We start from the raw sequence: 12,437 nt of genomic DNA, 5'->3' as shown, positions 1-12,437 counted from the left end.
ACGCGCGGAGAAATGTTTCGCGCGCCACTTGTCTACTTCCGCACCATCCTCACGCAAAGAAGCAAAAACGCAAAGAAAATAATAAATAACGAAGGAGATCGGGATGAAATTCTTTCTGGATTCTGCGAAAGTAGATGAAGTCAAGTATGCGCTCGAAATGTGGAACGTGGATGGCGTGACGAGTAATCCGCGTCATGTGCGAAACAGTGGCAAACCATTTCTCACGGCGATCAACGAAATCGGTAAACTGCTCGCTGGCACGAACAAGACTTTGTCCGTCGAGGTGAATCCGCACTTTACAGATGCGGAAGCAATGTTCGAGGAAGGTATGAAACTCGCGGCGATGTCGCCCAACTTTGTGATCAAGATTCCGGCGACCGAAGCCGGCTTCAAAGCGCTGTGGATGTTGCGCCAAAAAAATGTGCGCGTCAATCTCACGCTCGTTTTTTCGGCGGCGCAGGCGCTGCAAGCCGCGCGACTCGGCGCGACGTACATGTCGGTCTTTGTCGGTTGGAAGGAATCGAACGGCGAAGAAATCTCACAGATGGTCGCCGAAATTACGCGCATCTATCGCAACTATGATTTCAAAACGGAGGTGCTCGTCGCGGCGGTTCGCAATGCGCGCCAGATCGTCGAAGCTGGAATCGCCGGCGCGGACATCGTGACCGCTGGGTTCGACGTGTACAAAGACGCGTTCGATCATCCGTACACGGCAAAGGGATTAAAGATATTTAGCGAGAGCTGGGACGCGACACCGTATCAGTAATTTCTATGACACCATCCGCATTCCACGTGATGCTCAAGCCGCGCGGCGCGATCTGTAATCTCGATTGTCGCTATTGCTTCTTCCTCTCCAAGGAGCGGTTGTATCCCAATAGCACATTTCGAATGAGCGATGCGCTCTTGGAAGATTACACGCGCCAATACATACAAGCCCAGCGTGTGCCGGAAGCGACGTTTGCGTGGCAAGGCGGTGAACCGACGCTGATGGGATTAGATTTTTTCCGGCGCGCGGTCGAACTGCAAAAGCAGTATGCCAAGCCGGAAATGACCATTCACAATGCGTTGCAAACGAACGCGACGACGCTCGATGACGAATGGTGCAAGTTCTTTCGCGAAAATGATTTCTTGCTCGGAGTCAGTCTCGATGGTCCGTGCGAACTTCACGATGCGTATCGCGTGGACAAAGGCGGCGCGCCAACGTTTGACCGCGTGATGCGCGGCATTGAATTGCTGAAACAGTATCGCGTCGAATTCAACATCCTCACCACCGTTCACGCCGCCAATGCCGAGCATCCCTTGCAAGTCTATCGTTTTTTGCGCGATGAAGTCAAAACGCACTTTATCCAATTCATTCCCATCGTCGAGCGAGACAATGCGACGGGATTCCAAGAAGGCGACGAGGTCACAGCGCGCTCGGTGACTGGCAAGCAGTACGGCAATTTCCTGATCGCGATCTTTGACGAGTGGGTGCGCCGCGATGTCGGACGCGTATTCGTCCAACTCTTTGATGTGGCGCTCGGAGTGTGGTCAGGACATCCTGCTTCGTTGTGCATCTTTGCCGATACGTGTGGGAGCGCGCTTGCCATGGAGCACAACGGCGATCTGTTTGCGTGCGACCACTTTGTCGAGCCGCGTTTCAAATTGGGTAAGCTCAGCGAAACGCGGTTGATTGAAATGGTCGCCTCGCCGCAACAACGCCAGTTTGGTTTGGACAAACAGGACACGCTCCCGCGCTACTGTCGCGAATGTTCCGTGCGGTTCATATGCAACGGCGGTTGTCCCAAAGACCGTGTGCTCAAAACTCCCGAGGGCGAACCTGGGTTGAACTATCTGTGCGAAGGATTCAAGGCATTCTTCACGCACATTGATCAACCGATGAAGACCATGGCACAGTTGCTCCGGGAACAGCGTCCGCCAGCAGACATCATGCTCATGTTGGCGCGGCACGAAGTCGAATTGAAACACGCGTTTAAGATGGCGGGGCGTAACTCGCCGTGTCCCTGTGGCAGTGGGAAAAAATTCAAGCAATGTCATGGAGCCGATCGCACCCCATGAAAACGACGACCACGCTGCAATCCCCAAATCCTGGTTCGCTCGCGCACCGACTCGCGTCGTATGCGGCAGGGTCGTTGCGCCCCGATCTCGTTGCCGGATTCACGGTCGCGATGGTCGCTGTGCCGCAAGCAATGGCGTATGCCGCGATTGCGGGCGTCAATCCCATCTACGGACTCTACACCGCGATTCTGCCGGCGATCATCGCCGCGCTGTTCGGCAGCTCACGCCATCTCAACACCGGTCCAACCAACGGTATCGCGCTCGTGACGATTGGTGTTTTGCTGCCCGTCGTTCAACGCGCCGACTATGTCGAATATGTTTTTGCGATTGCTATCCTCAGCGGCGCGATTCGCCTGGCGCTCGGTGTGTTCCGACTCGGCGGCATTATTCGCTATGTTTCCAACTCTGTCCTCACTGGCTTTCTCACGGGCGCGAGTATTTTGATCGTCCTCAATCAACTGGGCAATTTGCTTGGTCTCCCGCGTACGATCTCGCGTGAACCGTTGAGCATTCTCCTCGATGCGCTGCGCGATGTGTTCTTGATCAATCCTTTCACCGCGATAACCGGGATGGCGACGATAGTGCTGTTGGTCGTGATTCGACAACTCAACATGCAGTTGCCCGCACCTTTACTTGCTATCGTTGGCGCGAGTGTCGGCGTAGAGATGTTGGACTTGAAAGCGCAAGGAGTCGAACTCGTGAGCAACCTGGGATCGGTTCAGGTCATGCTCGCGTTCCATCTTCCGCAAATCGATCCGCAGTATTTGGAAATGCTGGTCGCCGGCGGTGGGGCAGTGGCTTTGCTGGGCTTGGTCGAACCGATGTCCGTTGCCAAGTCGCTTGCGGCGACATCGGGGCAACGAATTGATTCATCACGCGAGTTTGTTGGGCAGGGACTGGCTTCCTTGGTCGGCGGATTTTTCCAATGTATTCCCGCGTCGGGGTCACTTTCCCGCAGCGCGGTAAATTTCAGCAGCGGCGCTCAGACGCAGATAGCGAGTATCTTTTCAGGTGTCTTTGTTTTTCTCGCGGCGCTTGTGTTCGCGCCGTGGCTGGGCTTCATTCCCACCGCCGCGCTGGCGGGCATCGTCGTCGTGGCAGCGGCAAAGATGATTGATGTCAAGCATATCCAATTGACGTGGTCGAGTCATACAACCAGTCGCATTACGCTTCTCGTCACGCTGGTGGCGACGTTGCTCTTGCCTTTGCATTACGCGATTTACCTCGGCGTGGTGTTGTCCATCGGCTTGTATCTGTATGAGAGTGGCAAGATACAGTTGAGTTATCTCATTGAGGATGACGGTCAGTTCATCGAGCGCAGTTACGATGACTTGCTCAAGCACCCCGTTCCCATCGCGATTATTCACGTCGAAGGCACGCTGTATTTTGGCGCGGCGGATGAACTCGAACGGCGATTGGATGCGTTGTTTCAGTCGGGAGTTAAAGTGGTGATTCTGCGTTTGCGCCGAGTGCATCATCTTGCCAGCACCGGCATCATCGCACTCGAGCGGATTGCCGCGAGCGCAAAGCGAAATGGAGCGCGCGTGATTTTATGCGGCGTGCGCACGAACCTGATTGCAACTCTCCAATCCGCCGGTGTGGTCACGCTCTTTGGCAGAGAAAATATTTTTGAAGCGAACGATATGCTTTTTGAATCTACCCGCGCGGCATTGCAGCGAGCCAAGCAAATTCAGGAAGGGGCACATCAATTCATCTCGTAGCGATTGACGATCCCGAACCAATTCGACATGCGTGAATTCAACGCATCGCGCCACTCGTCACATTTTCCGGAGCAATAATCAGTGAAAGCAATTCTGGTCATGTTCGATTCTCTTGACCGACATTTCCTGCCACCGTACGGCAACGAATCGCTTGGCGTCATCGCGCCGAACTTTGAACGGCTCGCGCAACGCACGGTGACGTTCGACAACTGCTACATTTCGAGTATGCCGTGTATGCCCGCGCGTCGCGAGTTGCACACCGGACGATACAACTTTTTGCATCGCAGTTGGGGACCGCTTGAACCCTTTGACGATTCGATGCCGGAGATTCTGAAGAACAATGGTGTTTATACGCATCTGGTCAGCGATCACCAGCATTACTGGGAAGATGGCGGCGCGACATACCATACGCGCTATAGCAGTTGGGAATGCGTTCGCGGACAGGAAGGCGATCCGTGGAAGGGCGAGGTCAAGGATCCAAATATCCCAGAAGTCGTCTCTGCGCATCCGGGCAAGAGTTGGCGACAGGATTGGGTGAATCGCAAGTATCTACGGCGCGATGACGAAATGCCGCAGGTGCAAACGTTCAACCTGGGTCTCGAATTTATCGCGACGAATCGCGAACAGGATAACTGGTTTCTGCAAATCGAAACGTTTGACCCGCACGAGCCATTTTACACTCAGCAGAACTACAAAGACCTCTACCCGCACGATTATCTCGGTCCGCATTTCGATTGGCCCCCCTACGCGCCAGTGAAGGAGACGCGCGAACAGGTCGAGCATCTGCGGTATCAATACGCGGCGCTCGTCAGCATGTGCGATACCCAGCTCGGCAAAGTGCTTGACCGGATGGATGAGTATGATTTGTGGAAGGATACACTGCTCATCGTGACGACGGACCATGGCTTTATGCTGGGCGAACACGATTGGTGGGCAAAGGGAATGCACCCATTTTACAACGAAATCGCGCGCAAGCCGTTGTTTATTTGGGACCCGCGTTGCAAGAAACAGGGTGAACGGCGATCGGGTCTGACCCAGATCATTGACCTGCCGCCTACGCTCTTGGAATATTTTGGTGTGCCAATCCCAAAGGACATGCAGGGTATTGCGCTCAAAGATGCAATCGCCGAGGATGTTCCACATCACACCGCGGGTTTGTTCGGGGAGCATGGCAAGTTCGTTTACTGTACCGACGGTCGCTATGTCTACATGCGCGCACCCAATGCCGAAAATAAACCGCTGTTCGAATATACGCTGATGCCGACTCACATGCGGCAGATGTTCGATGTAAAAGATTTTGAGACTGTCGAATTGGCAGAACCCTTCTCATTTACGAAAGCCGCGCGCGTGATGAAAATTCGTTCCGTGGAACGTCCGCTTAGAGACCCGCTCAACGTCGGCACCGTCCTTTTCGATTTAGAAACTGATCCAAAACAGGAACACCCCATCCACGACCCAGTTGTCGAAACAAAAATGATTGACCACATGGTCCGCTTGATGCGCGAGAACGATGCGCCTCCCGAACAATTCACGCGGCTGGGTCTGACTTTGATTGGCGCGTTTGGTACCCGGCGAAAGGAGATAGCAATGACCCAACCGAGCATCTTTTAGTATTCCGCATACAATCGCAAAAAATTTTTATCAGAGCCAAAGGAGGCGTATGTCTGACCAACCGATTTCACGACGTGAGTTTTTGCGACTCTCTGCCACACTCGCGGCAGGGAGTGTCTTGGCGGCGTGTGCGCCCGCTGCGACGCCGGTGCCAACCGCTGCACCGACCAAAGCCGCCGCAATGTCGGCAACCGCTGTGCCTGCAACAACGGCTGCCGCGATGGCGTGCTCCAAGGGAGACATCTGCATCAAACCCACCTCAGTCAAGTTGCCCAAAGGCGCGGTGACGTTCCGTTTGCTGGATAGCGGCGATGTCAAAGGCGTTTACTGGAAAAAATTCTTCGAGCTGTATCAGAAAAGCTATCCCAACATCACCTGCCAATACGATGGTCTGGGCTGGAACGAAATCGCCAAGATTGTCCCGTTGGGTGTGCAGAACGGGAACGCGCACGACTGCTTTAGTATCCCCCTCGGTATCTCGCCCGCCCAAGCGATTCAAGAAGGATGGATTCGCCCGCTGGACGACCTGATTCCGGACTTGGACAAGGTCAAAGCCGCTTTCCCACCGATGTCGTTCGTCGAAGGCATCAATATGTTTGGCGGCAAAACCTATACGTTCCCCTTGGGCACGAACCAGCGCTCAAACACGATGTTGCTGTTCAATCAGGAGCAGATGCAAAAAGCCGGCTATGACCCGATTGGCAAGCCATTCACTTGGGATGACTTTCGCGCTGCCGCAAAGAAAATCACCGAGCAAGGGGCGGGCAAATACTTTGGCATCATTGACGGTGGGGCGCAACTCCCGCGCTGGGGCTTTTTGATCGGCGACCTAATGCGTCTGAATGGCGGTGTCTCGTACGTGAATGCGACCGGCGCCGAGGGTTTCCTTGATTTACGCAAAGGCGAATACATCTTTACGAACGATAACTACATCGGCGCGATCGAGTTATTGCTCGCGATGAAAGCCGATGGCAGCTTTTTCCCGGGATTCATGTCGCTCAATGCGCTTCAGGCGCGTGCGAATATGGGTCAAGGGAATGCCGGCATGATGTTGCAAGGGTTGTGGTGCATTGATACGTGGCGCGCGGAAAATCCCAACTTTAAGTACGCGGTCGCACTCACGCCGACTCAAAAAGGTGGCGGCACCTACTCGCCCTTGCACGCATCGGCAGGCGGCAATGTCGAGTGGTGGCTTTACGCCAAGAGCAAGGTTCCGGAAATCGTCGCCGATATCTTTTGCCTGCGCGGTACGTTGGAAGGGCAATATGCTTGGAACAAGATCGCCGGCTTGGGCAACCCCGGCATCTTCCCGCAAGCCATCGAGACGGCGTCCGATATTCCATCTGACCTCAAGTCGTTGGAGATGCAGTTCAAGATGTTCCGTGTGGGACCAACACTTGCTGTGCGGAATCCGGACATTGTCAAGGTTGACCTCGAACGCAAAGCTCCTACGCCGAGCGTTGAGCAGGTTATCCAAGGTTTGATGTCAGGTCAGATCACCGGCGTCAAGCAAGCGATGCAAGGCGTCAAGGACGCGTACGATAAAGAACTCGACCGCGCGCTCAAAGCGGCAAAAGACAAAGGCGCGAACGTGTCACGCGATGATTACGTCTTCCCGAACTGGGATTTGACCAAGGATTACACCGAAGCGGACTATAAGGCGATAAAGAAATAGGCATGAAACGTGATACGTGATGCGTGATTCGGGACGCATCACGTATCACGCATCGCCTATCACGCCTCCAATATTTTCCTGTTCGGTTCCGATTCATCCGAGAGAGAAGGAGACTTGCCTATGGAAGCTAAATTGCGCATCGCCAGAAGAGCGTCCGCGACCACGGAGCAGAAAAAATCGAGTTGGGTGCGCCAACTCTGGGACAGGCGTTGGTGCTATCTTTTCGCCGCGCCTTCACTGATCCTCGCCACCATGTTCACGTTCTACCCGATTGTCTCATCATGGTACTTTTCGCTGTTGCAATGGTCTGGGTTTACGGCGGACAAGACCTTCGTCGGACTGGCGAACTATGCGGAACTCATTCAAGACAAGTACTTTTGGGATGCGTTCCTTCGCTCGTTTCAGTTTATGATCGTCGCCGTGCCGATACAACTCATCTTGGCGTTGCTCATCGCCATCGTCCTGAACGACCAGGCGCTCAAGCTCTCACCTCTATTCCGAACCATGATCTTTTTGCCGGTCGTCACGACGGCTGCCATCGTCGGTATGTTGATGACGCTGATCCTCAGCCCATTCAATGGTCCGATCAACGGCGTCCTCCGCGACCTCCACCTGATCACTCAGCCGATTGATTTCTTGGGCGACCCGCAAACGACGCTTTGGACTGTGATTGCGGTTTTCATTTGGAAGTGGCTGGGTCAGCCGATGATCTATTGGCTCGCCGCGCTCCAGACGATTCCGCGCGAACTGTACGAAGCCGCCAAGGTTGATGGCGCGGGCTGGTGGAGACAACTGTGGAATATCACACTTCCCCTCATCGTGCCGTTTGCGATTGTGATCATTCTCGTCACGGCGGTCGGCGCACTGCACGTCTTTCCACTGATCCAAACCTTGACCGGTGGTGGTCCATTCTTCGCCACCGAAGTCATGGAAGTTTATATCTATCGCGTCGCGTTCGGCGGCGAGACGGGCATGGGCACGCCCCGCTTGGGATATGCGTCGGCAGCGGGCGTGTTCTTTGGCGTCGCCGTGATGATCCTTGCGCTCTTTCAAGCATGGGGCGCGCGCAGTTTGCGCGATTTTCGATCGGATCTACAATCGGTGTGAGCAGGAGAACATAGATGGAACTGGCTTCTTTGCGACCCCAACGCACAACTTGGACACAAGTATTACTACGGATGGGGCAAGGCTCCAATCGGCGTGCCACCATTGTGAGTCTCATCCTGATTCCGATCTGCCTGATCTGGATCTATCCGTTTCTGTGGATGATTTCCGCATCGCTCAAGACGAATGCAGAATTTTTCCAAGGCACGGGTTTGATTCCGACGACGTTGCACTGGGACAATTACGTACGGGCGTGGCAGAACGCACACATCGGAGATTATTTCTTCAACTCGGTCATCGTCACCGTCGCGGCTGTGGCAATTGCAACCACAACCGCCGCGATGATCGGTTACGTCCTGGGACGCTATTCGTTTCCTGGTAAGAAACTGCTGATGGGTTTGTTCGTCGCGACTGTGTTCATCCCGCAGGGCTATACGGTCATCCCGATTTTCGAGATCGTCAATCGGTTGGGACTCGCGGATACGTTGTGGGGCGTGATTCTCGCGGAAGCTGGTGGGGTGAACGTCCTCTCGATCTTGCTCTTTGCCGGGTATTTCGCGCAACTCCCGCGTGAACTGGAAGAAGCCGCGCAAATGGATGGAGCCGGATTCTTGCGCGTGTTTTGGTCCATCATGCTACCGCTGTCCAAGCCGGTGATCGCCTCGACGGTCATCTTGCGTTTCATTACGATCTGGAACAGTTTCTTGTTGCCGCTCGTGCTGACCCTTTCGCGCCCAGGTCTTCGCACACTCGCCGTTGGGATCTATGCGTTCAGAGGCGAGTACTATGTGGATTGGAGTGGCATGGCGGCGGCGGCGACGATCAGTCTTTTGCCGGTGATTATCATGTTCATTCTCCTGCAACGCTATTTCGTCGAAGGTATTTCTGGCGCGGTCAAGCAATAGTACCTCCGAATGAAACATTTGTATAACGAGCAAGAATTCTTGGACGCGGACAAACGCGGACAAACGCGGATTTTATTATATTTATCCGCGTTCACACTTGCACCGCACGCAAGTGCAGGTGTCCGCGTTCATCCGCGTCCTATTTTCTGGAGAGATCATGTCCTATAAAGATGCAACCTTGCCGATTGAACAACGCGTAGATGATCTGCTGGCGCAAATGACATTGGAAGAAAAAGTGGCGCAACTGTGTTGTGTGATGCCGCGCATGTTGATCGGTGAACAGGTCCCCGACCCAGCACTGATGATAAAACACATGGCGAATGGTCTCGGGCGGATGGCGCAGTTCTCGATGATATTCGTGGACAACCCGGAGCAAATCGCCGAGTTCGCCAATCGCATTCAGAAATTTGTACTGGAAAACACGCGACTGGGAATCCCCTTGATGTTCCAGAATGAAGCGTTGAACGGATTCGTCGCCGTCGGCGCGACCAACTTTCCCACGCCGATTGCGCTCGCATCAACCTGGGAACCCGAGTTGGTCGAACAAGCCGCGCAAGTGATCCGCGAACAGATGCGCGCTACGGGCGTACACATCGCGCTCGCGCCAGTGATCGACCTGGCGCAAGATCCGCGCTGGGGACGTGGGCACGAGACGTTTGGCGAAGACCCATATCTATCGTCGGCGTTTGGTGCGGCGTTCACGCATGGTTTGCAGAGCGATGATTTGCGCACTGGCGTCATCTCGTGCGCCAAACATTTCCTGGGTTACAGCATTTCGCAGGGTGGATTGAACATGGCGGCAGTACACATCGGCGAACGCGAATTGTACGAGACATTCGCTCGACCCTTCGAGACTGCGATCCACGAAAGCGATTTGGGCATGGTGATGGTGACGTATTCCGAAATCGACGGTCAGCCCGTGAGCGTCAACAAAAATATTTTGCGCGATTTATTGCGCGACACGATGGGGTTCAAAGGTTCGGCGACGTGCGACGGCGGCTCGATTGAACTGACCGTTACGAAACAACATGTCGCCAAGAACATGCAAGAAGCCGCAATCATGGCGATTGAAGCCGGACTGGATGGGGATACGCCCGTCGCCGAAGCATATTACGAATTGGTGGGCGCGGTCAACCAGGGCTTGGTCGATGTGGCGTATGTCGATGAAGCGGTGCGGCGCATCCTGACCATCAAGTTCAAACTGGGGCTGTTCGAAAATCCATTTGTCGATGTGAACAAAGTCAGAACTGCTTTTGAAAATCCGGCACATCGTCAACTCTCGCGTAAATTGGCAGAGCAATCCATTACGTTGCTCAAAAACGATGCGGACTTGCTTCCATTGAAAAACGCCAAGACAATCGCGGTGATCGGTCCTCACGCCGATAGCGTGCGCGATAGCTTGTTTGCCGGGTACACGTTCCCGGCAATGATGGAGATGATGAAGAATTTGCGTCGCGGCGGCAGAGCATCGATGCAAGGTGTGTCGGATAAAGTCGCGGAGCAAGATGACAAGAAAAAGCGTCCCGAATTTTTCGTTGCGCTGGGCGAGATGGGCGACATCAATCAATACATCGAGAAAGAATATGACGCGCTCAGTTTGCGCGATGCAATCGCCCAGCGCCAAGGCGTGGAGGTGATTTACGCCAAGGGCTGTGGCATCACCGATCCATCCAAGGATGGATTTGCCGAAGCGATCAATGCCGCGCAAAAATCCGATGTGGTTGTGGTCGCGCTCGGCGGCAGATCGGGCTGGGGCAAGGAATGCACCTGCGGTGAAGGGCGCGATGCGTCCACCATCGAATTGATGGGCGTTCAGCAAGAATTGCTTCAAGCCATTCACGCAACCGGCAAACCCATTGTGCTAGTGCTTTTCGATGGGCGTCCGCTCGCGATTCCGTGGGCGGCAGACGCTTCGCATATCCCGGCGATCCTTCATGCTTGGTTCCCTGGTCAAGCCGGCGGCGAAGCACTCGCGGATGTTTTGTTCGGCGAGGTCAACCCCGGCGGAAAATTGCCGGTGACGATACCGCGCAGTACCGGTCAGGTGCCGCTTTTCTACAATCACAAAGCGGGCAGCGGCTACCAAACTATTTACACTGAAGGCGTTACCGCTTTCCTGGGTTACGGATACGTCAACGAGTCGAACCTACCCTTGTATGCGTTTGGGCATGGCTTGAGTTACACAAGATTTGAATTCAGCGATTTGCAATTGAGCGCAAAACACGTGGACGCGACCGGTGAAATTGCGATTGCGTGTTCCGTCAAAAACGTTGGCGCTGTGGCGGGCAGTGAAGTGGTGCAACTCTACCTGCATGACTGTGAAGCGCGCGTCACTCGCCCGGTGCAGGAACTGGTGGGATTCAAACGTGTCGAGCTTCAGCCGGGAGAGCGCTGCAAAGTAACGTTCACAGTCAAGATGAACCAACTTGGCTTTTACAATCACAACATGCAGTTCGCCGTCGAACCAGGGAATATGGAAGTAATGATCGGCGCTAGTTCGGCTGATATTCGCCTGAAAGGTGCGTTTGAAATCACCGGCGAAACCGTGCAAGTATTAGGCAAACGCAGTTACCTCTCGCGAGTGCATGTCGAGAGATAGGAATTGACATTGATCCATAGTTCAACGCCGTTCTTATTGCAATACCTTCGCCATATCGTCTTCACCTGTCAATTTATCCGCGAATCACGCGAATCGTCGCTAATTTTGTTTTTTATTCGCGTTATTCGCGGATAGCTTTTGATATTGGCGAAGGCATTGGATTGACGATCAGCATGAGAGCTCGGATCGTAGTTGAGGAGAAATCCCAAGCCCACGATCGTCTATCCGGGCATAACAAAATGGGCGCGTTCGTTCGGAGACAAACCGTAAGGTGTTTTGGGCGAGACCACTTGCCGCTAGTCCGCGCAACACCGTGCCCACCGCGTTGTCGAACACGCGCGCGCTGGTTTTGAAATCGGCAAAGTCGGCGCGAATTTCCGGCGTGTCGGGCAAGGTCGCCGGCAGCAGTGTATATCGCGCATCTTCTTTTTCGCTCGCGCGATGAAATGGGCAATGCGTTTCCTCAAAACCGATGAAAGAAAAAATGGTTGTGGCGGTTCGCTCTGCAAAAATTGAACGGCTGCCGGCGCAACATCGGCGGCGCGATGACTCGCGGTCGGAATCAAGCGATCGTAGCCAGTGATCGTTGGGTCTTGCGCAATGTGCTGCATTCCATTCGAGTTTAGACTAACGCCGAACGACTCGGGTTTTCCGAGTTGAGAAAATCGCACCTTACAATCGAAACCGAATCGTCAATCGCGCTATTTCTTGCTCTTCTTGATGATCGGATGCCGTTCGGCACGCTGGCGTGCCTTGCCTTTGGG

At 54.2% G+C, this 12,437-nt stretch carries 9 protein-coding genes; all 9 read left to right on the top strand.

Annotated features, from left to right (window positions below; all coding sequences use genetic code 11):
• Window positions 1–103 precede the first annotated feature (103 nt).
• Window positions 104–766 (top strand): transaldolase, encoded by a 663-nt coding sequence (locus HY868_24350; protein MBI5305285.1) that lies wholly within the window; start codon window positions 104–106, stop codon window positions 764–766.
• 5 nt (window positions 767–771) lie between these two features.
• Entirely contained in the window at window positions 772–2,058 is a 1,287-nt protein-coding gene (locus HY868_24345; GenBank protein MBI5305284.1) for an anaerobic sulfatase maturase, read from the top strand.
• Window positions 2,055–3,779 (top strand): SulP family inorganic anion transporter, encoded by a 1,725-nt coding sequence (locus HY868_24340; GenBank protein MBI5305283.1) that lies wholly within the window; start codon window positions 2,055–2,057, stop codon window positions 3,777–3,779. Before HY868_24345 ends, HY868_24340 begins: the two co-directional genes overlap by 4 nt.
• 81 nt (window positions 3,780–3,860) lie before the next feature.
• Window positions 3,861–5,390: a sulfatase gene (locus HY868_24335; protein MBI5305282.1), complete on the top strand. Its 1,530-nt coding sequence runs from the start codon at window positions 3,861–3,863 to the stop codon at window positions 5,388–5,390.
• A 49-nt stretch (window positions 5,391–5,439) separates the two neighbouring features.
• A complete protein-coding gene (locus HY868_24330) occupies window positions 5,440–7,065 on the top strand; it encodes an extracellular solute-binding protein (GenBank protein MBI5305281.1) in 1,626 nt (541 codons plus the stop codon).
• A gap of 120 nt (window positions 7,066–7,185) precedes the next feature.
• Complete coding sequence (locus HY868_24325; protein ID MBI5305280.1) at window positions 7,186–8,172, top strand: sugar ABC transporter permease; 987 nt, start codon at window positions 7,186–7,188, stop codon at window positions 8,170–8,172.
• Window positions 8,173–8,243: 71 nt separating this feature from the next.
• Complete coding sequence (locus HY868_24320; GenBank protein ID MBI5305279.1) at window positions 8,244–9,074, top strand: carbohydrate ABC transporter permease; 831 nt, start codon at window positions 8,244–8,246, stop codon at window positions 9,072–9,074.
• A gap of 157 nt (window positions 9,075–9,231) precedes the next feature.
• Window positions 9,232–11,673: a glycoside hydrolase family 3 C-terminal domain-containing protein gene (locus HY868_24315; protein MBI5305278.1), complete on the top strand. Its 2,442-nt coding sequence runs from the start codon at window positions 9,232–9,234 to the stop codon at window positions 11,671–11,673.
• 271 nt (window positions 11,674–11,944) lie between these two features.
• Window positions 11,945–12,118, top strand: coding sequence for a hypothetical protein (locus HY868_24310; protein MBI5305277.1), 174 nt, complete (start codon window positions 11,945–11,947; stop codon window positions 12,116–12,118).
• Window positions 12,119–12,437: the final 319 nt, after the last annotated feature.

The organism is Chloroflexota bacterium, assembly GCA_016219275.1.
In the GTDB taxonomy this organism is placed as follows: Bacteria; Chloroflexota; Anaerolineae; order UBA4142; family UBA4142; genus JACRBM01.
Note: the sequence above shows the minus strand (reverse complement) of the source record. Positions and strands in the feature narration are given on the sequence as shown.

What these genes read in the sequence shown, in the direction of transcription:
- HY868_24350 (MBI5305285.1), top strand. Translation starts at nt 104, where the DNA reads ATGAAATTCTTTCTGGATTCTGCGAAAGTAGATGAAGTCAAGTATGCG.
- HY868_24345 (MBI5305284.1), top strand. Translation starts at nt 772, where the DNA reads ATGACACCATCCGCATTCCACGTGATGCTCAAGCCGCGCGGCGCGATC.
- HY868_24340 (MBI5305283.1), top strand. Translation starts at nt 2,055, where the DNA reads ATGAAAACGACGACCACGCTGCAATCCCCAAATCCTGGTTCGCTCGCG.
- HY868_24330 (MBI5305281.1), top strand. Translation starts at nt 5,440, where the DNA reads ATGTCTGACCAACCGATTTCACGACGTGAGTTTTTGCGACTCTCTGCC.
- HY868_24325 (MBI5305280.1), top strand. Translation starts at nt 7,186, where the DNA reads ATGGAAGCTAAATTGCGCATCGCCAGAAGAGCGTCCGCGACCACGGAG.
- HY868_24320 (MBI5305279.1), top strand. Translation starts at nt 8,244, where the DNA reads ATGGGGCAAGGCTCCAATCGGCGTGCCACCATTGTGAGTCTCATCCTG.
- HY868_24315 (MBI5305278.1), top strand. Translation starts at nt 9,232, where the DNA reads ATGTCCTATAAAGATGCAACCTTGCCGATTGAACAACGCGTAGATGAT.